The following is a 24,815-nucleotide window of genomic DNA, read 5'->3' on the forward strand; positions in this document are numbered from 1 at the left end:
TGAACTGCATGAAGAAGTCATTGCTGATCATAGCTGGTCTGCTTGCGCTGTCGTCCTGCAGCGGTCGCGGACCGGGTGGCGCAAGCGGTGCGGGCGACGACTGGCCCTATACCGGCGGCGATGTCTGGGGCAGCCATCATTCGCGCCTGACCGATATCGACAAGGGCAATGTCGGCAAGCTCGGCCTCGCCTGGTCTTATGACCTCAACACCAACCGCGTGCAGGAAGCGACGCCGGTGGTGGTCGATGGCGTCATGTACACCAGCGGCAATCTCGGCCGCGTCTATGCGCTCGACGCAGCGAGCGGCAAGCCGCTCTGGACCTTCGAGCCGGAGGTGGACATGCAGGCGAACCGGTCCGCCTGCTGCGATCAGGCCAATCGTGGCGTGGCCGTCGCCAATGGCAAGGTGATGGTCGGCGCGCTCGACGGCATGCTCTACGCGCTCGACGCCAAGAGCGGGAAAATCCTGTGGAAAGTCGACACCGTGGTCGATCATAGCCGCGGCTATACCAGCACGGGCGCGCCCGAAGTGGCGGGCGATCTCGTCATCCTCGGCAATGCCGGCGCGGAATATGACACGCGCGGCTATGTCACCGCCTATCGCATCGCCGACGGCACGCAGGCCTGGCGCTTCTACACCGTCCCGCACGATCCGGCCAAGGGTCCGCAGGAGGACAAGGCGCTCGACACCGCGCTCAAGACCTGGGACGCCAAAAGCCGCTGGGATATCGGCGGCGGCGGCACCGTATGGGACGCGATCAACTATGATCCCAAGTTCGGCACCGTCTATATCGGTGTCGGCAATGGCGGCCCCTATTCGATCGCCACGCGCTCGCCCAAGGGCGGCACCAACCTCTATCTCTCTTCCATCGTCGCGCTCGACGCCAAGAGCGGCGCGGTCAAATGGCATTATCAGGAAACGCCCGGCGACAGCTGGGACTTCACCGCCACGCAGCCGATGGTGCTGACCGAGATGGAGGTGGACGGGCAGGTCCGCCCGGTCATCCTCCATTCCCCCAAGAACGGCTATCTCTTCGTGCTGGATCGCGAAACCGGCAAGCCGTTGCGCGTCAATCCGCTGGTGCGCACCAACTGGACGAAGGGTTTCGACAAGAATGGCGTGCCGCAGATGACGCCGGACCGCACCGATTTCTGGAACGGACCGCGTCTCATCTTCCCGGCCTCGGCCGGCGCGCGCAACTGGTATCCCGCCGCCTATGACGCCGAACGCAAAAGCTATTATGCCTCGGTGCTGGACATGGGGAACCTGATGTTCACCGTGCCGCCCGGCACGCCTGCCGAAGCGCGCCGGCCCAAGGCGCTGAACGTCCAGACGACGCTTATCTTCACTCCGCAATTGCAGGCGGTGCTGCCCACCCTGCCGCCCGCGATCCGGGAACAGGTGGAAAAGCTGCCCGAAATGCAGTGGGTGAAGGAAAAGCCTTATTCTTCCGAGTTGCGCGCCATCGACCCGCTGACCGGCAAGGCGCGTTGGTCGGTCCCGACCGAGGGGTGGCAGGACCGGATGGGCATGCTCTCCACCGCGTCGGGCCTGATCGTCCATGGCACGATCGGCGGCAAGCTGATCGTCCGCGATGCCGACACTGGCAAGCGCATCAAGGAAATCGACACCGGCAGTTCGATCATGGCCGCGCCCATGACCTACCGGGTGAAGGGCGTGCAATATATCGCGGTCGCGACTGGTTTCGGCGGCGGCGGCTGGGGCTATGTGCCGCGCTATTCGGCCGCCTATCGTAACGGCAATGCCAACCGCATCCTGGTGTTCAAGCTGGACGGCGGTCCGGTGCCGCAGCCCACACCCCTGCCGCCGCTGGAACCGGCCGAGGCGCCACCCGCGCAAAAGCCCGGCGTGACGCCCGCCACCATTGCGAAGGGGCAGGCGCTCTTCTTCCAGAATTGCGCCATCTGCCACAGCAACCAGTTGCGCTCCACCGCGCCGGATTTGCGCCGGATGCAGCCAGGCACGCATGATGTCTTCAACCAGATCGTGCGAGATGGGCTGCTGCTCCCCAACGGCATGCCGCGCTGGGACGACCTGCTGAGCGTCGAGGATGTCGACGCCATCCACGCCTGGCTGATCGCCGAGCAGGGGCCGCTGCGCGAACGCGAACTGAAGCTGAAAGCCGCCGGCAAGCCGATCGACGCGCCCAGCGCCGCCATCATGTCCAATTTCTAGGAACGACCATGGAAGACACCGACATCATCGTCGTGGGCGGCGGATCGGCCGGGTCCGCGATGACCGGGCGGCTGGCCGAAGCGGGCCTGTCCGTCACCCTGATCGAGGCTGGCGGGACCGACCGGCATATGCGCTCGCGCATCCCCGCGCTGACCAGCGCCATCGTCCAGAACCCGGCCTATGACTGGTGCCATCAGGTCGAGCCGGACCCGTCTCTGGGTGGCCGGGCGGATATCTGGCCGGCGGGCAAGATGCTGGGCGGCGGCAGTGCCTTGAACGGTATGATGTTCATTCGCGGTCATCGCTGGGACTATGATGAATGGGCGCGGCAGGGCGCGGCAGGCTGGGACTATGAGGCGGTCCTGCCCTATTTCCGCCGGATGGAGGATAATGAGCGCGGCGCCGACACATGGCGTGGCACGGGAGGTCCGATCGCCGTGTCGGAAGGCCGCGCGCGCTATCCGATCACCGACCAGTGGATCGCCGCGGCGCAGGCAGCGGGCATCCCCCGCTCGCACGATCTCAACGGCGAACATGCCGAGGGTGTCGATTATGTGCAAGTTTCGCAGCGACGCGGCGAGCGTTGTTCGGCAGCGCGCGGCTATCTGCACGATCGACGGGGCGGCAAAGCGCCCAATGTCCTGCTGGAAGCGCAACTGCTGCGCATCCTGATCGAGCAGGGCCGTGCGATCGGCATCGTCTATTGGCAGGATGGCGTCGAAAAAACGCTGCGCGCGCGGTATGGCGTGGTGCTGAGCGCCGGCTCGATGAACACGCCGCGCCTCCTCATGCTCTCTGGTATCGGTCCGGCCGATCATCTGCGCGCCCATGGCATTGCCGTGGTGCGTGACCTTCCGGGGGTCGGCGCCAATCTTCAGGACCATGTCGGCACCCATGTCGTGAACGAAGTCGATGTGCGCACGCTCAATAGTGATGCGCAAGGCTTGCGAGGGGCATGGCAACTGCTGCGCTATGCCCTTGCACGGCGCGGCGCGCTAACCACCGCGATCGGCCATGCCCAGGCTTTCGTGAAGAGCCGGCCGGATCTCCCCGCCCCCAATCTCCAGATCAGCTTCGCCGCCTTCGCCTTCGACTTCGATGAGCAGGGCCGGTTGATGCTGCGCAAGACGCCATCCGTCTCCACCTTGGTCGGGTTGATGCGCCCCAGTCATCGCGGCCGCATCAGTCTGCGCTCCGCCGATCCGTTTGCGCCGCCGAAAATCGAGCATCGCCAACTTGGCAGCGACGATGATATCGACCAGATCGTAGAGGGCATCGGCATCGCCCGCGCCATCCTCAATGAAACACCGATCGCAACCCATATAAAGAGCGAATTGCGCCCCGGCGCGGCGCTGATCGATCCGCAGCAATTGCGCGGCTATGTCCGCATGGCGTCGATCCCGCTCTACCATCCGGTCGGCACGGCGAAGATGGGCCGGACAGATGATCCACAGGCGGTGGTCGACTCCGATCTCGCCGTCATCGGCATCGACGGGTTGTGGGTGGCGGACGCCTCCGTCATGCCGACCCTGCCGGCGGGCAACACCAATGCCACCGCGATCATGATCGGCGACAAGGGCGCGGACCATGTGCTGAAAAAGCTCCGTCGCAACTGAGGCGCTGGCGGCGAGCCGGCGGCTTTGCCACAAGGCGGGCATGAAACTGAGTCGTGACGCGATTGTCGATGAAGCGATCGCCCTGCTGCAGCAAGAGGGGCTGGAGGCTGTGTCGCTCCGCAATGTTGCAGCGCGCCTCGATGCAAAGGCGCCCTCGCTCGCCCGCCATGTCGGCGACAAGCAGAATCTGCTGGCGCTAATGTCGACCCGCCTGTTCTTCGAGGCGCTGGCCGATGTGGCGCCGGGTGGACCGTGGACGGACTGGATGGTTCGTTTCGGGCAGGCGCTCTGGCGCAAGCAGCGCGCGACCCGCGATGCGGCCATGCTGATCGCCGCTGCGCCGGCGCATGTCGGTTCGATCGAGGCCATCGCCGATCATCTAGGCGCGCACATCAGGGCGATGGGTCTGTCCCCGCAACGCGGCATGATGATCCAGTCGGCGGTGCAGGCCTTGATTACCGGCTGGACCGGCTTTGCCACCGGTCCTCAGGGGAGCGACATCGCCCGACTGGTGGAGATCGACGCTGCCGTCGATGCCAGCCTGATCGCGCTGGTGCAGGGTTTTGCCTCGGGGAACGACAGTCTGTGACGCTGGGCAGAGGGCTCGTCATTGGCGCCCCGGCTTCGGGTGCTGGCAAGACGATGGTGACGATCGGCCTGCAACGCGCCTTCGCCGATCGCGGCATCGCCGTTCAGGGCGCCAAATGCGGCCCGGACTATATCGACCCGGCCTTTCATGCCGCCGCCACCGGGAGGCCCTCGATCAATCTGGACGGCTTCGCCATGGCGCCGGCCATGCTGGGCGGGCTGGCCGCGCACGCCGCATCAACTGTCCAACTCGTTGTCGCAGAAGGTGCGATGGGCCTGTATGACCGCGCACGCGCACAGGGGCAGTCGGGCGCTTCTGCCGATATGGCGCGCTTGCTCGGCTGGCCGATGCTGCTGGTCGTGGATGCCCGCGCTGCGGCGCAGACGGTGGCGGCGGTCGCCCATGGCTGTGCAACCTTTCCCGGCGCACCGGCCATTGCCGGGGTCATTGCAAACCGCGTCGCCAGCCCGCGCCATCGCCGCATGATAGAGGATGGCTTTGCACGCATCGGCCTGCCCCTGCTGGGCGCGATTTCAACGGATGACGGTCTGGCCATGCCGTCCCGTCATCTGGGGCTGGTGCAGGCGGGCGAGACGGAGGCACTGGACGCGCGGATCGCGGCGATCGCGGAACGGGTGGCGGCGCAATGCGATCTGGATGCGATCCAGGCAGCGGCGGGAGCAACGATGGATGTCCCGGCGCAGAACCCCAATATCCGCCCGCCTGGACAGCGAATCGCCATCGCCCGCGACGCGGCTTTCAGCTTTTTTTACCCCCATATGGCGCACTGGTGGCGATCGGCCGGGGCAGAACTGCACTTCTTCTCGCCACTGGCGGATGAAGCGCCGCCGGCCCATTGCGATGCCTGCTGGCTGCCGGGGGGGTATCCGGAACTCCATGCCGGACGGATCGCCGCCAATCACAACTTTCTGACGGGCCTTCGCGCCTTCGCGCAAAGTCGACCGGTCCATGGGGAATGCGGTGGCTACATGGTGCTGGGCCGCACGCTGGAGGATGGTGATGGCGCCGTGCACGCAATGGCGGGCTTGTTGCCGCTGGATAGCAGCTTTGCGCGTCGGCGCATGACCCTGGGCTATCGCCACGCCCGCTTGCGACAGGACAGCAGCTTCGCCGCTGCCGGGCAGGCACTGCTGGGCCATGAATTCCATTATGCCAGCATCACTGCCAGCGACGGCGAAGCACTGGCCGACATGGCCGATGCCGAAGGCCAGCCGCTCGCGCCGGCTGGCCACCGTGCAGGCCAGGTAACCGGCGGCTTCTTCCACTTGATCGCCTGACCCGACTCGATTAGGGCGGCCATTGCGTCAGGTTCCCCGCAAGGGGATCAAAAGGGAACGGGGTTCAAGACCCCGGCTGCCCCTGCAACTGTGAGCGGCGAGCCATCGAGGCACAGGCCATTGGGATGAACATCCCGAGAAGGCGCTTCGAAACGGCATGGACCCGCAAGCCAGGAGACCTGCCTGTCGCGGTCGTTCTTCGTCCGGACAGGGTGTGCCGGTCGAACGAGGATATCCTCGCGCAACGACAAGCTGACCGTGCGGGTTCGCGCGGTGGCGATGTCGTGCGCCCTGATGCCCGGCACCGCTGCCGTGTCGCGTCCGCCCGGTCCTGTCACAGGCTGGGGGATTATCATGCACTGGATTTCAAAGAGCGGACTTTTCATTCTGGCGGGCCTGTCCATCCCGGGCTTCTCGACCCCGGCCTTGGCCGAGGATGCGGGCGACGTGATCGTGACCGCGCTGCGCCAGCCGCAGGCGATCGAGCAGGTTGCATCGAGCATCACGGTGCTCGACAAGGCGGCGATCGACGCGGCGCAGGCTTTGACGGTATCGGACCTTTTGATCCGCACGCCCGGCGTCAGCTTCACCCGCAATGGCGGCTATGGCACGGCGACGTCGATCCGCATTCGCGGCGCAGAGGCAGACCAGACCGTGCTGGTGGTCGACGGCGTCAAGCTGGCCGATCCCTCCTCTACCGGCGGTGGCTATAATTTCGCGACGCTGATGACCGGCGACATCGACCGGATCGAGATATTGCGCGGGCCGCAGTCGATTCTCTGGGGCAGCCAGGCCATTGGCGGCGTCGTCAATGTCGTGACTGCCCGTGCCGAGCGGCCTATCGAAGGCAGCTTCGACATCGAGGCGGGATCACGCGATACCGTCAGTGCCCGCGCTGCGCTGGGTGGCCGGCAGGGCGCGGTCGACTGGCAGATCGCCAGCAGCCGCTTCACGACGGAAGGCATTTCCGCGATCAGCCCGCGCTATGGTGCGAAGGAGAAGGACGGCTACACCAATGGCACGCTCAACGGCCGGCTGGGGGTCGCGCTCGCACCGGGCATATCGGTTGATATGCGCGGCTATTATGCCAAGGGCCGCACTGATATCGACAGCGCCGGCACTGTGCCGGACAGCCCCGAATATTCGGAAGTTGAGGAATGGATCGGCTATGCCGGCCTTAATGCCGATCTGTTCGGCGGCGGGCTGCACAACCGCCTGTCCTTCAGCCGCAGCGAGACGGTACGTGACAATATCAACCCGTCACGCAAGCTGCGGCAGTTGAGCTTCGCTGCGAAGGGCGAAACCAACCGCTACGAATATCAGGGCGTACTGACGATCGCGCAAGGCTGGACCGCGACCTTCGGGGCGGAGCGGGAGGAGCAGCGGATGCGCACCGCCTCACCTTCCGACAATCTCGCCGCCTATGCGACGATCCGCGGATCGGCCGATATCGACAGCCTCTACGCGCAACTCAATGTCGAGCCGCTGGCCGGGCTGACGCTCAATGGCGGCGTGCGCTACGATCATCATTCGACCTTCGGCGGCAATAGCGTCTTCGGCGCGGGCGCAGCCTGGGCACTGGCCAAGGACAGCACGATCCTGCGTGCCAGCTATGGCGAGGGATTCAAGGCGCCAACCCTCTATCAGCTCTATAGCGACTATGGAAACACGGCTTTGGTCCCGGAAAAGTCGCATGGCTGGGATGCCGGCATCGAACAGCATCTGTTCGACCATGGCCTGATCCTGTCGGCGACCTGGTTCGACCGCAGCACCGACAATCTCATCACCTATAATGGCTGCCCCACGACCAACCGGCCCGCGCTTTGCTACGCGCCCGGCACGACCACGCCGCGCTTTGGCTATTATGCCAATGTCCAGCGCAGCGAGGCGCATGGACTGGAACTGGCCGGGATCGCCCATGTCGGTCGATTGACGCTCGACGGCAATTATAGCTGGGTGTCGGGGGAGGACCGGTCACCCGGCCTCAACTACGGCAACCAGCTGGCGCGGCGTCCGCGCCATGCGGCCAATGGCACGGCGCGCTACGACTGGGCCTTCGGCCTCAGCACGGCTGTCACGGTCCGCTGGTCGGGCAAGGCGCTGGATACCGCGCGTACCAGCGCAACGGTCGCACCCTTTGTGAATGCGGCCTACACGCTGGTCGATCTGCGCGCCGAAATGCCGGTGCTGGGGAAGCTGACCCTGTTCGGCCGGGTCGAGAATCTGTTCGACGAATATTATGAAACCGCCCGCCGCTACGGTCAGCTGGGTCGTAGCATCCATGCCGGCTTGCGGGCGCGGTTCTGATCCCGACTGACATCCCCTATGACAAGGAGCGCACGACCATGGAGAGCCTGTCCCCCGCCACCGCCCGCCATCTCTGGGTCGGATTGATGACATTGGCCAGCACAGTGACGACGCTGGCGCTGGCCTGCGCCACGCCTTTTCCCGCGCTGGCGGCCGTCGCCGCGCTGTATGTCCGGCGGCAGGAGGGCATCATCCTGATGCTTGCCGCCTGGGCAGTGTCGCAGGGGGTCGGCTATTGCATGCTAGGTTATGAGATGACCGGTGAGAACGGCGTCTGGGCCGTGACCATGGCGCTGGCCGCGATCGCCGCGCTGCTGGGCGCGGACGGGGTGGCCGGGCGGTTGGCTGGTGCGCGTTCCACGCTCCGCCTGGTTGCGGCCTATGGCACGGCCTTTGTCTTGTTCAAGCTGGTGGTCCTGGTTGGCGCTTTCCTGCTCGACTCTGGCTGGGCGGCCTTTGCGCCGGATATCATGGCACGGCAGTTTGTGCGCTACGCCATGATCCTGGCAGGGCTGCTGGTCCTGCAAAATCTGATTGATCGCAGCGGCTTGCTGCGTCGTTCGGTGGTTGCCTGATGCTGCGCGCGGTCGAGGATAGCCCGGCGGTGGTGGTATGCAGCAGCTGCCGCCATTCGCCGGAGGCGCGAGAGGATGCGGAGGGCGTGCGTGGCGGCGCTCGGCTGGCGGAGGCTTTGCGTCGGGTAAAGGCTGGCTCGGATCGGTATGACGGGGTAGCGGTGCAGGATATGCCCTGCCTGTTTGCCTGTTCCGACCATTGCACCGTCCATCTGCGGGCGCCCGGCAAGATCGGCTATGTGCTGGGTCGCTTCACCCCGGATGAGGAGGCTGCTCGGGCGATCCTGGACTATGCTGTCCATCATGCGGCGAGCGAGCATGGACAGGTGCGCTATGCCGACTGGCCGCAAGGGGTGAAGGGACATTTCATCGTCCGGATGCCGCCGGCCGGTTTCGTCGCGACATGAGCCTCTTTCCCACCGTTGCCGCCTTTGATGCTGCACTGGCATCCTTGCCTCAAGCCGACAAGGCTTGTCGCGCCGCTGCCACTGCCCGTCAGGCGCAACTCACCAAACCTGCCGGATCGCTCGGCCGACTGGAGGAAATTGCCATCTTCATGGCCGGATGGCAGCGGCGTGCCCGGCCAAGGATCGATCGCGGCCGGGCGGTGATCTTTGCCGGCAATCATGGCGTGACCCGTCATGGCGTCAGCGCCTTCCCACCGGAAGTGACCGCACAGATGGTCGCCAATTTTGCCAGGGGTGGGGCGGCGATCAATGCGCTGGCGGGAGCGGCCGGGCTGGACTTGCAAGTGGTGCCGATCGCGCTTGACCAGCCGACCGCCGATTTCACGGCCGGGCCGGCGATGACGGAAGCAGAGTGCCTGACCGCGCTCAACATTGGCGCGGAAACAGTCGATCCGGGGCTGGACCTGTTGTTGCTGGGCGAAATGGGCATCGGCAATACGACGGCGGCCGCCGCGCTGTGCCTGCGCAGCTTTGGCGGCAGCGCGGCGGACTGGGTGGGCGTCGGGACGGGCATCGACGATCATGGTCTGGCCGTGAAGCGGCAGGTGGTCGAACTGGCGATCGCCTGTCATGCCGACGCACTCCTCACACCTTTCGAGACGTTGCGCCGGGTCGGCGGGCGGGAAATCGCCGCGATCGCGGGCGCGATGCTGGCCGCGCGCCACCATCATGTGCCGGTGGTGCTGGACGGCTTCATTTGCGCTTCCGCCCTGGCGCCGCTGGCAGCCTCGGTTCCGGCCATTACCGACCATATCCTCGCTGGTCATCGCTCTGCCGAGGCCGCGCATGGGCGGCTACTCGACCGGTTGGCATTGCAGCCGCTGCTCGATCTCGACATGCGCCTGGGCGAGGGGAGCGGCGGCGCCGTGGCGGCTGCGGTGGTTCGTTCCGCACTGGCCGCGCATGACCAGATGGCGACCTTTGCCGACGCTGGCGTGTCGGAAGGCTGATGCAGGGCAGGCTGCTTCACCTGATGCGCCATGGGGCGCCTGCTGTTACCGGCCGGCTTCTCGGGCATAAGGATTGGCCCGCGACAGAGGCGGGGACGGCTGCCTGTGTTGCGCGGGCGGCAACGCTGGAAGTCGGAGCGATATTTTCCTCCGACCTCTTGCGCGCACGGCAAGCCGCGGATGCCATCGCCGCGCCGCGTGCCATTGCGCCGCAGATCGACAGGCGTTGGCGCGAACTGGATTTCGGCGGCTGGGATGGTGCCGATCCGGCGGCGCTGGATGCCGCTGCACTGGCGGGTTTTTACACCGATCCCGATGCGTGCCCGCCGCCGGATGGAGAGCGCTGGTCCGGGCTGACGATGCGCATCGATGGGGCGATTGCAGCGCTGCCAGCGGAGCCAACTCTGGTCGTGACCCATGGCGGCGCGATGCGGGCGGCCTTGGCGCTGCTCTGCGGTTTCGATCAACGCCAGCTCTGGGCGTTCGACCTGCCCTATGCCGCCTGCCTCACATTGCGGCTCTGGCCGGGAGAGCCGCGCTGGGCGCAAATTGTCGGGCTGGCGGCATGAAGGGCTTCATCCTTGCGCTGCAATTCATGACCCGCTTGCCACTGCCACGGGTGGTATCGCAGGAAGCAGATTTTGCATCCGCGATCCGCTGGTTCCCGGCGGCGGGTCTGGTAGTTGGCATCATCGTCGCTGCGGCGGGTTGGGTCGGCGTCCGGATCGATCCATGGACCGGCGCGCTGCTGGCATTGCTCGCCTGGACCTGGGTGACGGGCGCGCTGCATCTGGATGGACTGGCGGACCTGGCTGATGCGGCCGCTGCGGCGCATAAAGGACGCGAACGGCTGCTGGCCGTGCTGGCCGACCCCCATGTCGGCGCGATGGGCGTGACGGCGGTGGGGCTGCAACTGATTGCCAAGCTGATATTGCTGCATGGCCTGATCGAGGCCGGGACGCTCGCGGCTTTGCCCCTGTTGCCCTTCGCGGCCCGGATCGGTCCGCTTTGGTGGAGCCGGTGTCTGCCGCCGCTGCATGATGGGCTGGGCGCACGTTTTCGGCTCGCAGTCCGCCCGGTCGATCTGGCGTTATGGACGGCGACGCTGTTGTTCGCGGCCTGTTGGTTCCCGGCCTTGCTCTGCGCACTACCGCTGTTCGGCTTTTGGGGCTGGTGGCTGCTGTCGCGGATCGGCGGCCTATCCGGCGACGGCCATGGCGCAGGCATCGAACTGGTCGAAAGCGCCCTGCTGCTGGCCTCGCTGATCCTGGTTCACGCTGCATGACCGATTGGACCTATCATGGCGGCAAGCTTGACGCGGCGCGGCGTTTCTTTGGCGACGGGCCTGCGCCATGGGTCGACCTGTCGACCGGCATCAATCCTGACAGCTGGCCTGTGGAGAAGGCACCGACTTTCGACTGGCGGGCACTGCCCTGCGATACGCAACTGGCGGCGCTGGAGCGGTCTGCGGCGGACTATTTCGGCGTCGATCCGGCGCATTGCTGCGCGCTCCCCGGTAGCGAGGCGGGGCTGCGGCTGCTGGGTGAATTATTGCCGGGCGATGTGCTGCACGGCGCAGCCTGCTACCGCACCCATCGCGACATCCGACCCGGCAGTCGGGCCTTTATCCCGGGCGTGGACGATCCGGCTGGCAAGATCCTGCTGCTCGCCAATCCCAATAATCCGGACGGTCGTTTGCTGGATCAGCCGACGCTTGACGCGCTGCTGCAACGCCAGACGGACAATGGCGGCTGGCTGGTGCTGGACGAAGCTTATGCCGATTGCCTGCCGGATAGCAGTTTGGCGCATCGCGTCGATGACGGCCAGCGACTCATCCTCTTCCGCTCCTTTGGCAAATTCTTCGGCTTGGCAGGGCTGCGGCTGGGTTTCGTGATCGGGCCACGGACCATCATCGCACGGTTTCGCGAGCGGTTGGGCAGTTGGCCGCTTTCGACGGCGGCGTTGGTGATCGGGGCGGCAGCCTATGCCGATCACGACTGGATCGAAGCGACACGGGGGCAGTTGAACGGACAGGCCGCGATGCTGGACGGGATATTCCGGGCGCATGGGTTCGATCCGCATGGCGCCTGCCCACTCTTCCGGCTGATCGTCACGGATGACGCGATGGCGCTGTTCGAGCGGCTGGCCCGACAGGCGATCCTGACCCGTCCGTTCGAGGAGGACAGGCGCTGGCTGCGGATCGGCCTGCCGCCGGATGAGGAAGGGCTGGCGCGATTGGATCGGGCGTTGGGGCATGGCTGAACCTGTTGCCCTGCTCGCTTTGGCGATCGAGGCAGCGATCGGCTGGCCCGCTGCATTGCATCGCCGGATCGGTCATCCGGTCGGCGCGTTCGCCGCGATTATCGATAGGTGTGAACAGCGGTGGAACCGGCCGCAACGGGCGGAGGCGCTGCGTCGGCTGGCTGGCATGGCATGCGTGCTTCTGCTGTTGATGGTCGCCATCGGCGGGGGATTGCTGCTGGAACAAGGGTTGAGATGGGGCGCAGGGCGCTGGGCCTGGATCGGCATCACCTTGCTCGCAGTACCGGGGCTGGCAGCGGGTAGCCTCTATCGTCATGTTTGCGCCGTTGCAGCGCCGTTGCGTGAAAGACGGATTGAAGACGCGCGAACGGCGGTCGGCATGATCGTGGGGCGTGATACGGATAAGTTGGACGAAGCGGGCGTGGCGCGGGCGGCGATCGAGAGTCTGGCCGAGAGCTTCTGCGACGGGGTTGTCGCACCTTTGCTCTGGCTGATGCTGGGCGGGTTGCCGGGGCTATGGGCTTATAAGGCGATCAATACTGCCGACAGCCTGATCGGCCATCGCGAACTGCGCTGGCGCGCCTTCGGCTGGGCGGCGGCGCGACTGGACGATCTGCTCAACCTCATCCCTGCACGCTTGTCGGGTCTGCTGCTCTGTCTGGCCGCGGCACGGGGATGGCGCATCATGCTGCGCGATGCACGTCGCCATGCTTCCCCCAATGCCGGATGGCCGGAGGCGGCCATGGCGGGCGCGTTGGACATCTCTCTGGCCGGGCCGATCGCCTATGACGGCTTGGCACAGGACAAGCCCTGGATCGGGGCGGGCCGGCGCGACCTGAAGGCTCACGACATCGCGGCGGCATTGCGGCTCTATGTGCGGGCCTGTCTGCTGCTGGCGTTGGTGGCCGGATTATCTGCATGGAGGCTGTCATGAGTCTGTTATTCGTGTTGGGTGGCGCGCGGTCGGGCAAGAGCCGTTATGCCCTGAACCGCGCCGAAGCCCTGCCCGGTGCGCTTTTGTTCGTCGCCACGGCGCAAGCGTTAGACAAGGAGATGGACAGTCGAATCGCACGGCATCGCGAGGAGCGTGGCCCGCGCTGGCGCACGATCGAAGAGCCTTTAGATCTGGCGACGGTGGTCAGAGCGGAGTCAACGGCGGACCGCGTACTGCTGATCGACTGCCTGACTTTATGGGCGTCCAATCTGTTGCTGGCGGACCGTGATATCGACGCTGCGACCGTCGCGCTGGTGAGAGCGCTCGGTGAGGCGCAGGGACCGGTGATCCTAGTTGCGAATGAGGTCGGGCTGGGCATTGTCCCGGACAATGCACTGGCGCGCCGCTTCCGCGATGTCGCCGGTATCATCAATCAGGCTGTGGCCGCTTGCGTGAACGAAGCGGTATTCATGGCCGCGGGCCTGCCGATGCGCCTCAAATAGCGACTCTCCCTCCACTCTTCTCTTGCAACAATCATAACGATTGTTACTATGAGTCGAGATAAGAGAGGAGCTTGGACGCCATGCCAGTCTATCCCCAGACCATCCATTTCGTCGGGCTGAACACGCCCGTCGGTATCGAATGGTCGGCCCGCAATCTGGATGTTATCGGCGAGATACCGGCCGAGATTGACGGCGCCTTCTTCCGCGCCGTACCCGATCCTGCGCATCCGCCGATGTTCGCCGACGACATCGTCCTGTCGGGCGACGGCATGGTCGCGAAGTTCGCCATTCATGACGGCAAGGTGGATTATGCGATCCGCTATGTCGAAACCGAGCGCTACGCGTTGGAGAAGGACGCACGACGGGCGCTGTTCGGCCAGTATCGCAATCCCTTCACCGACGATCTCGCCGTGGCCGGGCGCGACCGCACCGTCGCCAATACCACGCCGGTCTGGCATGGCGGGCGGCTGTTCATGACCAAGGAGGACGGCCTTGGCTATGAGGTCGATCCCGATACGCTGGAGACGATCGGCCGCTGGGATTATCATGGCGCCTTTACGTCGAAGACCTTCACCGCCCATCCGCGCGTCGATCCGCAGACGGGGGAAATGTTCTTCTTCGGCTATGAGGCGGACGGCCTTTGCTCGACGAAGATCGCCTATGCCATCGCCGATCGCGATGGGAATCTGATCAGCGAACAATGGTTCGATCAGCCTTATTGCTCGACCATCCATGATTTCGCGATCACGGAACATTACGTGATCTTCCCGATCTTCCCGACCACAGCGGATCTGGATCGGCTGAAGGCTGGCGGGGCGCACTGGGCGCACCAGCAGGATCTGGACAGTTGGGTCGGGATCATGCCGCGCTATGGCAAGGTGGAGGAGATGCGCTGGTTCAAGGGCCGGCCGGGCATTTCCGCCTTTCATCTGGTGAATGCCTTCGAGGAGGGCGGGCTGATCCACCTCGACCTCTGCCTGTCGGACACCAACGCCTTCGGCTTCATGCGCGAAGCCGGTGGTGTGCAGCGCGACCAGCGCGAGATACAGGGCGGCCTGACCCGCTGGACCTTCGATCTGGCGAAGGCGGGGAATGGCTATGAGGAACGCGTCGTCGGCCCGCCGGGCGACATGCCACGCCTGCGCGATGCCGATCAGGGGCAGCCCTATCGGTCGGCCTGGTATCTGTCGATGAACCCGCAAGGTGGCCCGCCGCTGCCGGGCGGACCGGTCGGCTTTGCCTTCAACGCCCTGTTGCAGATCGAGCCGGGCAATGGTCGCATCGACATGATGGGGCTGGAGTTCGGCATGGCGATCAGTGAGCCGGTACATGTGCCATCGACAAAGGCCGATCATGACGGCTGGCTGCTGATGGTGGTGGACAGGCAGGCGGATGAGGCGGTCTTCCATTCGGAACTGTGGGTGGTGGATGCGGGCGCAATCGCGGCCGGCCCCATCGCCCGCGTGCCGATGCCGCTGCCGATGCGGGCGCAGGTGCATGGCGCCTGGGTATCGGCGGCGCAGCTGGCGACGGCAAAGGCGTGTCAGGTCGCTTGACAAAATACTAACGATCGTTATTGATTGACGGGAGAGGGGCGGATCGCGATCCGTTGTCTCCAACAAGGACTGCGAAGCAGAACCGGCCTTGGGCACGGGCGAGAGGATGACAGGACAAGGCAGGCGCATCGGCGCCGCCCCCGACCGGAACCCGGCCAAGCGGGTCCGGCGTCGCCCCTCCCATGCCTGCGGCCGACCAGAAGAGGGAGGAAGACATCATGTCCAACGGGAAGTGCGCATTTCGGGGCCATGTGGCGATGCTGGCGCTCGCGAGCGCGATGGTGGCCGCGCCGGTGCTGGCGCAGGACGCCCCTGCATCCGGGCAAGCGCCGGAACAGCAGGCGGCGGATCAGACCAATAGCGCAGACATCATCGTGACGGCCCAGTTCCGTGCGCAAAATCTTCAGGATACGCCAATCGCCATCACCGCCGTATCGGCCGATACGCTGGCGGCGCGCAGCCAGACCAGCGTGACCGATCTGGGCCAGTTTGCGCCCAACGTCGCGTTGGCGCCGGCGACCAGCATCCAGGGCAATGCCGTGGCGGCCTTCATTCGCGGCGTCGGCCAGCTCGACGCCAGCTTCGCGCTGGAGCCGGGCGTCGGCATCTATATCGATGACATCTATTACGGCACCACTTTCGGCGCGGTGATGGACCTTACCGATCTGGAGCGGGTCGAGGTGCTGCGCGGGCCGCAGGGGACGTTGGCCGGCAAGAACAGCGTGGGCGGCGCTGTGAAGCTGTTCAGCAAGAAGCCGGACTCCACGCCCGGCGGCTTCGTCGAGGCGACCTATGGCCGGTTCGACCGGCTGGAACTGCGCGGGAGCGCCAATATCCCCCTGACCGACGACCTGTTCCTGCGCGTGTCGGGCGTGTCGAAAAATGTCGACGGCTATATGAAGCTGCTCGATTATGGCTGCGTCAATCCGGCCTCCGGCATCCCGGCCAGCAGCGGCAACAAGAATTGCCAGACCGGCACCGAAGGCGGCATCGACGTCATGGGCCTGCGCGCCGCGCTGCGCTATGCGCCGGCCGGGTCGCCGCTGGAAATCAACATCGTCGCCGATGTGTCCAAGGATAATAGCGAGGTCGTCGCGACCAAATTGCTCTACGCCGACAATCCGGCGGTGCGCAGCTATGTCGCGGGTGATGCGACGGCGGGCATCCCGTTCGACAGCCGCTTCCTGACCGGATCGAAAAGCTACACTTCCTATGCGACCTATGGCACGGGCGGGAATTATACGACCGTCTTCGGTATCCCGACCCAGATCGCACCGGGCGGCTTCACCGCCAGCCCGACCAGCACGGTCAAGGCCTGGGGCCTGTCTGGGACGATCGACTATGACCTGTCCGACGCGCTGAAATTGAAATCGATCACCGGTTATCGCAGCGCCGACGGCACCAGCGCGATCGACGTCGACGGATCGCCGCTGGCCATCTTGTTGCAGGAGTTCACCTATGGCCATGAGCAGTTCACGCAGGAACTGCGCCTCAGCGCCAATTTCAACGATAAGGTCGATCTGACCGTCGGTGGCTTCTATTACAAGGCGACCGACACGATCAAAGGCCGCAGCCAGATTCCGACGTTGCTGTTCGACTTCATGTCGGACGATGTCATCAAGAATCGCAGCATATCGGCCTTCGCCCATGGCGAATTCCATGTCACCGATGCGTTCAACATCATTGGCGGCCTGCGCTATACCGACGACAAGAAGACCTATCGCTATTCGCGCCGCAATGTGGACGGGACGTTGCCTAGCGGCGCCTTCTTCACCCCCAATTTTCTGCTCGTCGGGTTGGACGGGCTGACCGGTACCTTCAGCGGCAACCGTCTCGATTATCGCATCGGTGTCAATTATCGCTGGTCGGACGAACTGATGACCTATGCTCAGTTGTCAACCGGGTTCAAGGGCGGCGGTATCAACCCGCGCCCCTCCGCCCCGGATCAGGTGCAGAGTTTCGGCCCGGAAAAGCTGACCACTTATGAGGCCGGCTTTAAGGCTGACCTGTTCAGCCGGATGTTGCGCCTCAACGGTGCAGTCTTCCTCAACAAATATAATGATATGCAGTTGGTGCGCTATCAGTGCCCGGAAAGTGTCGTCCTGTCCTGCTCGGTGCCGTCTAATGCCGGCGACGCCAATGTCTTCGGCTGGGAAATGGAGGCACAACTACGCCCCACTGACGGCCTCTCGCTCGACGCGTCGATCGGCTATCTCGACTTCGATTACAAGAAGATCACCAATCCCGCGACTTTGGTGACGAAGGACATGATCGCGCCCTTCATCAGCAAATGGCAACTGTCGGCTGGCATTCAATATGAAGCCGATCTGGGCGGCAACGGCACGCTGACGCCGCGGATCGACTGGTCCTGGCGCTCCAACTTCTATTATAACTCGGTCAACAATCCCTATAATCTGATCGACGCGCCCAGCCTGGTGAATGCGCGGCTGACCTATCAGGCGCCGGACAAGGACTGGTCGCTCAGTGCCGGCGTCACCAATGTCTTCGACAAATTCTACTATAATGGCGTGGCGGAAAATGTCGGCACTTTCGGCGTCGTGACCGGCACTGTCGGCCGTCCGCGCGAATGGACGGTCACGGCCAAGAAGAGCTTCTGAAGTTCCTGTAGGGAAGGGGGAAGGCTCGTCCGCCATGAGCGGGCGAGCCTTTTTCGTTATGCGGCCACCGCTTCGCCGGATTCGGTGCGTGCAAGGCGCTCGACCAGCCGGTTGAACAGCGTGACGCCGCGATCATGGACCGTCGGCATGATGCGTGGCGCTGGCGTCCGGTCGATCACCCGCTGCTGCGCTTCGATCATGACCTTGTCCTCGGCAAAGGCGCGGTCGGCAAGGGTCATCAGCATATCCCGCATGGCCTCGTCGCCATGGTCGCGATGCGGCCCCCAGGAAAAGAAATAGCGGGCCGTCCGGTCGCCGGTCGGCGTCACCGCCTGGCTGGTGAAAGTGACGGCGCCGATGGCATCGGCATAATCGGGTTTTGCGAAGCCGCACCGTTCGGCCGTGCCAGCGGCAAAGCTGCCGCTCCACATGAGCAGCACGCCGGGCAGCAGGAAATCATAGCTTTGCCAACTGTCGATCAGGGCATCACTCTTGCGCCGGCCGGGACCATGGGTACCCACTACCCAGCGTTCGAACCGCACGCCGCGATCGAGCGGTGTCAGGCGCGGGCGTTCATCGGCAAATTCCGGCCCGGCGCCGAAACTTTCCGCATGAACATAGCTCAGATGGCTGAAGTCGAGCAGATTGTCGTTGATGAGCCGTGCTTCTGCCGCATAGTCGAGGAAACCACGGCCGAGAATGAAGTCGGGATTGTCGAAGCCGACCGCCGGTGGGATCAGCGCCCGGTCGGCCAGCGCCGGATCGCCCATCCACACCCAGACCCAGCTATGCCGTATCTCGACCGGATAGCTGCGCAGCCGGGCCTGTGGCGGGATCATATCCTGCCCCGGTATCTGCACCACCGCACCGTCGGCATCGAACAGCAGGCCGTGATACATGCAGCGCAGCCGCGCGCCTTCGCAACGACCGAGCGACAGGGGGGCCAGGCGATGCACGCAGCGATCCTCAAATGCGACGAGTCGCCCTTCTGCCCCCCAGATCACGATCGGTTCGCTTAATATCGACACCCCGTTCGGCTTGTCGGGTTCCAGATCCTGCTCCCAGGCGGCGACATACCAGGCATTGCGAACATAGGTCATGACTCTCTCCTTCGTTATTGAACGATGTTCAATGAACGTTGTTCAATTGTCAAGCGAGTGGGCTTGGGGCAAGAAGGGGCGGTGAAGATCAGACAGGAAGAGATTGTCGAGGCCGCGCTGGCGCTGGTCGACGAACAGGGACTGGGCGCGCTCAACATGCGGGCGATTGCGGCGCGACTGGGTGTGCAGGCATCGGCACTCTATTGGCATGTGCCGTCCAAAACGGTGCTGATGCGGGCGATGGCCGAGAGTTTCTACGCGCGTGCGCTGGCCGCGGCCGGTGCGGACAGGGGCAAGGACTGGCGGCGCTGGCTGATCGATTATGGCACCGCGCTACGGCGGGAACTGCTTGGTCATCAGGGTTCGGCGCAACTGTGCGCTACGGCACGGCCGGCGCCGGACACGGCTGCTGCGGCCGCCGATGCGCTGGCCGCGCCACTAGTCGAACAGGGGCTGTCGCGCGCCGATGCGCTGAGCGTCATCGCCTCGGTCAATGCATTGGTGTTGGGCTGGGCGGTCTATGAACAGAGCGACGCGCTGCACGATCATCTCGCCGAAATGATTGGCTTCGACGAAAGCTTCGCTCTGGGTTTGGAAGCAATGGTGTCCGGCTTCCGCTTCGATTGACCCGTTGCAATAATAATAACGTTCGTTATGGTGATCCAGTCAGTCGAGCCAGTCGCATGCTCAACAAGGGCGCGACGGCGACAAGCAGAAGAGGATAGACCATGACTCCCGACGCCGTTCGCATCGCCCATCCCGACAAGCTGTTCATCGGCGGCGCCTGGGTCGCATCGACCGGCGACGGGGTGATCGAGATCGTCTCGCCCAACAGCGAAGAGGTCGTCGCCCGCGTTGCCGAGGCGAATGAAGCGGACATGGATCGCGTCGTTGCCGCCGCGCGCCAGGCGTTCGACGAAGGGCCATGGTCGACCATGGCCCCGGCGGAACGCGGGGCGATCGTTCGACGCATGGGTGCGGAACTGGAAAAGCGGGCACCCGAACTGGCGGCGGCCTGGACCGCGCAGGTGGGCGGGCTTGCCAGCTTTGCCCCGGTCATGACCGGGGGCGCGACCGCGACGCTGATGGCGATCGCCGGTTATGCCGACAGCTACCCCTTTGTCGAACGACGCCCTTCCCACATGGTGAATACCGCGATCGTGGTGCAGGAGCCCGCCGGCGTGGTCGCGGCGATTGCGCCATGGAACGCGCCCTACGGCATCATGTCGGCCAAGGTCGCCTATGCGCTGGTCGCAGGTTGTACCGTCATCATGAAGCCTTCGCCCGAAACCCCGCTGGAAGCCTATATCATGGCGGAAGCGGCTGAGGCGGCCGGCGTTCCTGCCGGGGTCGTCAATCTGGTTGCGGGGGGACGCGATGCATCGGACCATCTGGTCCGCAATCCGGGCATCGACAAGGTGACCTTCACGGGATCGACTTTGGCGGGCAAACGGATCGGCGAGGTTTGCGCCGGGCGGGTGGCACGTTGCACACTGGAACTGGGCGGGAAGTCGGCAGCGATCGTCCGCGATGACTTCCCGATCGAGGTCGCCGCCGCGATCCTGGGCAATACCATCACCATCATGAGCGGACAGGTCTGCGCCATGCTGAGCCGGGCGATCGTGCCGAAGCATCGGCATGACGAACTGGCCGACGCCATCGCCAAGGTGATGCAGGGCATCCACATCGGCCATAGCGACGCGGCGGATACGCAACTCGGCCCGGTGGCGATGAAGCGCCAGTTGGAGCGGGTGGAGGAATATATTGCGCTGGGTCGCGAGAGCGCCGACCTTGTTACCGGCGGCAATCGCCCGGCGCATATGAACAAGGGCTATTTCATCGAGCCGACCCTGTTCGCCAATGTCGATAACAGCAGCCGCATCGCGCAGGAGGAGATTTTCGGCCCAGTCCTGTGCCTGATCCCGGCGGAGGATGAGGAGGATGCGATCCGCATCGCCAATGACAGTGCCTTCGGCCTTAATGGATCGGTGCTGACCAATGATGCCGATGCCGCCTATCGCATCGGTCGCCGCATCCGCGCGGGTGGCTTTGGCCAGAATGGTATGAAGCTGGAATTCGGCTTGCCCTTTGGCGGGTTCAAGCAGTCGGGGATCGGCCGCGAAGGCGGGGTCGAGGGTCTGCATCCCTATCTGGAAACCAAGACGATCCTGCTCGACGCCGCGCCTGCGGGCTTTTGACCATGATCGCTCTCAATGCGCAGGGGCGCGGAACCGGCGTTGCCTTCACCACCGCCCGGATCATTTTCGGCGGCTGGTTTCTCTTTTCGGGGGTGGAATATTTCACCCCCTTCGATCTCCAACCGCTCGGCAATACACCGCTGGCGCAGGAATTCACGCTGGCCTTGATCCATTCGGGCCTGTTCGCCTGGATCAAGGTGATGGAAGTGGTCGCTGCGCTACTGATCTTGGCGAACCGGGCGGTATTGCCGGCGGCGCTCGCCTGCGTGCCGCTCAACATCGTGATCGGCTACTGGAATTTCGTGCTCGATCCGGGCGTGGTTGAATATGCGTTCGGGATCGTGACGCTGTTGCTTAACGCGATATTGCTGTGGCCGTGGCGGCAGGAACTGATCGGGTTGCTGCGCTGGTAATCTGACCTCTCCGTTCAATTCTCGACAAGTTCAAACTGTACAGACGGGGCTATTCGAAAAAGGCGACCGCGCGCACCTCGATGCTCGACCGGGTCTTCGTATCCGGCAGGCTGCTGTCATGAAAGGCGGTGTGCGGGCAGCGCCATGTCACGCTGTGATCGCTGTCCTGAAATTTGAACAGCAGCACATCGTCCGCCACCATGTTCGAGAAATACCACCAGCGATGCCGGTCGCGATGGCGGAAGATGGACGCGGCGATCATCTGGTCCTCCCCCGCCACCGGAGCCGTTAGCGCGTCGCCGGTCGGTAGCGCGTCCACCACGAACAGCGTGTTGGACGTCGCTTCCTCGTCCGATACAGTGCGGCCGTCGCACACGGCGAGCGGCCAGTCCTGTGGGCCGGGAGAGAAGGTACGCCAGAAGCTTACGCAGACAGAGCGTTTATAACCCGGACCATCAGGGAAGGCGGCGGCATAGGCACGCTGCGCGGCGCGGCGGCCGGTAATCTCATTATAGTCGACATGGGCTTCACCGGCTGGCGGCTGGATGCCGCCTTCATGGCGATAATTCTCCACCTTCTCCTGCGCGCGGGCGGTCAGGTCAGCCGATGTGCGGATCATCCACCCGCCTGCCGACACGCAGGACGCGCCGGTGAGCGTCCTAATCGCTTCCTCACATTCGCGCAGGTAGAGGCGGTCGACCTCTTCCTTGTCGAAGAAATCCCGGATGGCGCTGCTATGCCTGCCCAGCATGAACCCGTGTGTGTCGAAGCGGAAATGGTCGCGGATCGGCATGCCGTCGCGCACCATCATGCGATGGTCGCTATAGGTGCCGGTGTTGATCTCCACCCCGCGCGAGACATAGCGTCGCGTAACGAAATCGCCTTCGTCCAGATAGCGGATCAGCGCGGGCGCCTGCCGCGCGCTGTCCTCCAGATCCGCGGCGATGGGCAGGCTCGCCATCAGGCCACCTCTTCGGGCAGCGCGCCGATCACTGACTTGACCTCCAGAAATTCTTCCAGCCCGAACTTGCCGAATTCCCGGCCGTTACCCGACTGCTTGTAGCCGCCAAAGGGCATGTCGAAGGCCAGACCGCCGGCGTTCACGAACACCGCGCCCGCGCGCAGCCGGCGGACGAACTTGGCGGCATGGGCCGGGTTGCCAGCGACATAGGCGCCCAGACCATAAGGCGTGTCGTTGGCGATGCGGATCGCATCCTCATCGTCATCATAGGGCATGAGGACCAGTACGGGACCGAAAATCTCTTCCTTCGCGATCGTCATGTCCGGCGTCACATTGGCGAACACGGTCGGCTGCACATAGCTGCCTGTATCCAGCCCCTCGGGGCGTCCCGTGCCGCCGGTGACGAGGGTAGCACCTTCGTCGATGCCGGTCTGGATCAGTCCCTGTATCCGGTCCCACTGCCGCTGGCTGACGACCGGGCCGATATGGTCGCCTTCCACCTGCGGATCGCCGACCTTCTTCGCGGCGAACAGCGCGCCGACCTTTTCCGCCGCTTCGTCATGCTGCGAACGATGGACCAGCATGCGGGTCGGCGCCACGCAGCTTTGGCCGCTGTTGAGTAGCACACCGCCCACGCCACCGGGCAGGGCCACGTCCAGCGGCGTGCCTTCCAGGATGATGTTGGGCGATTTACCGCCCAGTTCCTGCGCGACGCGCTTGACCGTATCGGCGGCATTCTTCGCCACCATGATGCCGGCGCGGGTCGATCCGGTGAAGCTGACCATGTCGATGTCCGGATGCTGGGCGAGCGCAGTGCCGACGCCTTCGCCGTCACCCTGCACCAGATTGAAGACGCCGGCCGGTACGCCTGCGGCTTCCAGCACTTCGGCGAAGATCGCGGCACAGGTTGGCGCTTCTTCGGAGGGCTTGAGGATCATGGTGCAGCCGGCCGCCAGCGCCGGACCGACCTTGGCGACGATCTGGTTCATCGGCCAGTTCCACGGCGTGATGAGCGCCACCACGCCGATCGGTTCGCGCACGACGCGGTTGTTGCCGATCTTCTCGGAAAATTCATAGTCCTTGAGCGCGGCCAGTGCCTGTCCCAGATGGCCGAGGCCCGACCCGGCCTGCGCGGTCTGGGCGATGGAAATGGGACAGCCCATTTCGGTGGCGATGGCACGGGCGATGTCTGGCACGCGCTTCTGATATTCGGCGATGATGCGTTCCAGCAGGGCGATGCGCTCTTCGCGGCTTGTCAGCGAGAATGTCTCGAACGCGCGACGGGCGGCGATGACCGCCGCATCGACATCGGCGGCCGTGCCCAGGATCAGGTCGGTGGCGCTCTGGTCGGTGGCAGGGTTGATGACGGCGATGGTGCGGCCGCCCTGGCTGTCGACCCACTGGCCATCGATATAATGTTGCTGCGTGTTGGGCATGATGAATGTCCTTATGCGGTGAGAAGGCCGAGTTCGGCGTCGGTGGCGGGCGTGCCCCATTTGTCGCGCGGCGGCAGGGGGCGGCTGTCCCAGGGCGGATCGAGCGTGAAGCTGGAGATGGTGCGGCCTTCGGGCAGGCGACCGTTACCGCCACCCTGAGCATAATCATAGTAAAGCGTCATCAACTCACGATGGCCGTGATGGCGCTCGGCCACCGGATGAGACAGGCAGGCATCGCGCCAGCGCAGCATTCGGGTCAGATGCTGCGGGATCTGATAGGCTTCATAATATTCTAGGAACCACAGCCGTTTGAACATCGGCGTAAAGGCGACCTCGGCCCAGCCGAAACGGTCGAACAGATAATCCCCGTCCGGCGCATAGTGGCGCAGATAATCGTCCAGCCGAGCATATTGGGCATCGATCTCGGCCTTATGCTCGTCGCGCTTGGCCGGGTCGCGGTTCAGGATCATGCGATAGCCCGCACCGGTGAACTGGCCGTCGGTCGCACACAACATTGCCTCGACCGCATGTTCGAACGGGTCTTGCCGCGCCACCGGCGGGTCGCGATAGCGATCCTCGAAATAGCGCATGATGACCATGCTTTCCTTCAGCGTCTCGCCATTCTCCAGCTCCAATGCGGGGAGCGCGGTGGTGCCACGGGTCTTGGCGAGCAGCCAGTCGGGCCGGGGCTGCGATATGTCGATCTCATGATCGGCCATGATGCCGTGCAGCCCCTTCAGATCGAGCAGCAACTCGATCCGTTCGGAAAAGGGGCAGCCGGGAATATGATACATGCGCAGCCGGCCTGCGGTTGGCTCGTCCTGCCAGCTCATC

General features: G+C 64.6%; 22 protein-coding genes and 1 riboswitch. Of the genes, 18 read left to right on the plus strand and 4 right to left on the minus strand.

Going from position 1 to position 24,815, the window contains the following annotated elements; translation table 11 throughout:
• The first annotated feature begins 8 nt into the window (after positions 1-8).
• The 15 genes from ACNHGR_RS23110 (at position 9) to ACNHGR_RS23180 (ending at position 17,873) form a co-directional block, all read left to right on the plus strand.
• Positions 9-2,198, plus strand: a complete 2,190-nt coding sequence (locus ACNHGR_RS23110) for a PQQ-dependent dehydrogenase, methanol/ethanol family (protein WP_475289248.1) — start codon at positions 9-11, stop codon at positions 2,196-2,198.
• An 8-nt stretch (positions 2,199-2,206) separates the two neighbouring features.
• Entirely contained in the window at positions 2,207-3,814 is a 1,608-nt protein-coding gene (locus ACNHGR_RS23115; protein WP_475289249.1) for a GMC family oxidoreductase, read from the plus strand.
• Between the two features lie 40 nt (positions 3,815-3,854).
• Positions 3,855-4,403, plus strand: a complete 549-nt coding sequence (locus ACNHGR_RS23120; RefSeq protein ID WP_475289251.1) for a TetR/AcrR family transcriptional regulator — start codon at positions 3,855-3,857, stop codon at positions 4,401-4,403.
• Between the two features lie 2 nt (positions 4,404-4,405).
• Entirely contained in the window at positions 4,406-5,701 is a 1,296-nt protein-coding gene (locus ACNHGR_RS23125) for a cobyrinate a,c-diamide synthase (protein ID WP_475289499.1), read from the plus strand.
• A 12-nt stretch (positions 5,702-5,713) separates the two neighbouring features.
• A riboswitch (cobalamin riboswitch) is annotated at positions 5,714-5,902 on the plus strand.
• Positions 5,903-6,055: 153 nt separating this feature from the next.
• Positions 6,056-8,008: a TonB-dependent receptor plug domain-containing protein gene (locus ACNHGR_RS23130; protein WP_475289253.1), complete on the plus strand. Its 1,953-nt coding sequence runs from the start codon at positions 6,056-6,058 to the stop codon at positions 8,006-8,008.
• A gap of 38 nt (positions 8,009-8,046) precedes the next feature.
• Positions 8,047-8,583, plus strand: a complete 537-nt coding sequence (locus ACNHGR_RS23135) for a hypothetical protein (protein WP_475289255.1) — start codon at positions 8,047-8,049, stop codon at positions 8,581-8,583.
• Entirely contained in the window at positions 8,583-8,990 is a 408-nt protein-coding gene (locus ACNHGR_RS23140; protein ID WP_475289257.1) for a DUF1636 domain-containing protein, read from the plus strand. The genes ACNHGR_RS23135 and ACNHGR_RS23140 overlap by 1 nt, the downstream gene beginning before the upstream one ends.
• Entirely contained in the window at positions 8,987-10,000 is a 1,014-nt protein-coding gene (gene cobT / locus ACNHGR_RS23145; RefSeq protein WP_475289259.1) for a nicotinate-nucleotide--dimethylbenzimidazole phosphoribosyltransferase, read from the plus strand. The genes ACNHGR_RS23140 and cobT overlap by 4 nt, the downstream gene beginning before the upstream one ends.
• A complete protein-coding gene (locus tag ACNHGR_RS23150; RefSeq protein ID WP_475289261.1) occupies positions 10,000-10,569 on the plus strand; it encodes a histidine phosphatase family protein in 570 nt (189 codons plus the stop codon). Before cobT ends, ACNHGR_RS23150 begins: the two co-directional genes overlap by 1 nt.
• Positions 10,566-11,285 (plus strand): adenosylcobinamide-GDP ribazoletransferase, encoded by a 720-nt coding sequence (locus tag ACNHGR_RS23155; RefSeq protein WP_475289263.1) that lies wholly within the window; start codon positions 10,566-10,568, stop codon positions 11,283-11,285. The genes ACNHGR_RS23150 and ACNHGR_RS23155 overlap by 4 nt, the downstream gene beginning before the upstream one ends.
• A complete protein-coding gene (locus ACNHGR_RS23160; protein ID WP_475289265.1) occupies positions 11,282-12,262 on the plus strand; it encodes a threonine-phosphate decarboxylase in 981 nt (326 codons plus the stop codon). The genes ACNHGR_RS23155 and ACNHGR_RS23160 overlap by 4 nt, the downstream gene beginning before the upstream one ends.
• Positions 12,255-13,196 (plus strand): adenosylcobinamide-phosphate synthase CbiB, encoded by a 942-nt coding sequence (gene cbiB / locus ACNHGR_RS23165; RefSeq protein ID WP_475289267.1) that lies wholly within the window; start codon positions 12,255-12,257, stop codon positions 13,194-13,196. Before ACNHGR_RS23160 ends, cbiB begins: the two co-directional genes overlap by 8 nt.
• On the plus strand, positions 13,193-13,699 hold the full coding sequence (gene cobU / locus ACNHGR_RS23170) for a bifunctional adenosylcobinamide kinase/adenosylcobinamide-phosphate guanylyltransferase (protein ID WP_475289268.1): 507 nt from the start codon (positions 13,193-13,195) through the stop codon (positions 13,697-13,699). Before cbiB ends, cobU begins: the two co-directional genes overlap by 4 nt.
• Positions 13,700-13,779: 80 nt before the next feature.
• Positions 13,780-15,255: a carotenoid oxygenase family protein gene (locus tag ACNHGR_RS23175; RefSeq protein WP_475289270.1), complete on the plus strand. Its 1,476-nt coding sequence runs from the start codon at positions 13,780-13,782 to the stop codon at positions 15,253-15,255.
• Between the two features lie 218 nt (positions 15,256-15,473).
• A complete protein-coding gene (locus ACNHGR_RS23180) occupies positions 15,474-17,873 on the plus strand; it encodes a TonB-dependent receptor (protein ID WP_475289272.1) in 2,400 nt (799 codons plus the stop codon).
• 56 nt (positions 17,874-17,929) lie between these two features.
• On the opposite strand, the gene ACNHGR_RS23185 is transcribed toward ACNHGR_RS23180, so the two are convergent.
• A complete protein-coding gene (locus ACNHGR_RS23185) occupies positions 17,930-18,973 on the minus strand; it encodes a Rieske 2Fe-2S domain-containing protein (protein ID WP_475289274.1) in 1,044 nt (347 codons plus the stop codon).
• An 81-nt stretch (positions 18,974-19,054) separates the two neighbouring features.
• On the opposite strand from ACNHGR_RS23185, the gene ACNHGR_RS23190 reads away from it, so the two are divergent.
• The 3 genes from ACNHGR_RS23190 (at position 19,055) to ACNHGR_RS23200 (ending at position 21,584) form a co-directional block, all read left to right on the plus strand.
• The gene (locus ACNHGR_RS23190; protein ID WP_475289276.1) at positions 19,055-19,600 is read left to right on the plus strand and encodes a TetR family transcriptional regulator; all 546 of its coding nucleotides are present in this window, start codon (positions 19,055-19,057) and stop codon (positions 19,598-19,600) included.
• A gap of 101 nt (positions 19,601-19,701) precedes the next feature.
• Positions 19,702-21,171: an aldehyde dehydrogenase gene (locus ACNHGR_RS23195; protein ID WP_475289278.1), complete on the plus strand. Its 1,470-nt coding sequence runs from the start codon at positions 19,702-19,704 to the stop codon at positions 21,169-21,171.
• A 2-nt stretch (positions 21,172-21,173) separates the two neighbouring features.
• Positions 21,174-21,584, plus strand: a complete 411-nt coding sequence (locus ACNHGR_RS23200) for a hypothetical protein (protein ID WP_475289280.1) — start codon at positions 21,174-21,176, stop codon at positions 21,582-21,584.
• A 49-nt stretch (positions 21,585-21,633) separates the two neighbouring features.
• On the opposite strand, the gene ACNHGR_RS23205 is transcribed toward ACNHGR_RS23200, so the two are convergent.
• From ACNHGR_RS23205 to ACNHGR_RS23215, 3 genes are read right to left on the minus strand one after another with little or no spacing between them, the layout of a single operon-like run.
• Positions 21,634-22,545 carry a CmcJ/NvfI family oxidoreductase gene (locus ACNHGR_RS23205; RefSeq protein WP_475289282.1) on the minus strand — a complete coding sequence of 304 codons (912 nt, stop codon included), beginning with the start codon at positions 22,543-22,545 and terminating at the stop codon, positions 21,634-21,636.
• Positions 22,545-23,981 (minus strand): aldehyde dehydrogenase family protein, encoded by a 1,437-nt coding sequence (locus ACNHGR_RS23210; RefSeq protein WP_475289284.1) that lies wholly within the window; start codon positions 23,979-23,981, stop codon positions 22,545-22,547. Before ACNHGR_RS23210 ends, ACNHGR_RS23205 begins: the two co-directional genes overlap by 1 nt.
• A gap of 11 nt (positions 23,982-23,992) precedes the next feature.
• Positions 23,993-24,814 carry a glutathione S-transferase family protein gene (locus ACNHGR_RS23215; protein WP_475289286.1) on the minus strand — a complete coding sequence of 274 codons (822 nt, stop codon included), beginning with the start codon at positions 24,812-24,814 and terminating at the stop codon, positions 23,993-23,995.
• Position 24,815 lies beyond the last annotated feature (1 nt).

The sequence above is a fragment of the Sphingobium sp. RS1 genome (assembly GCF_056156825.1).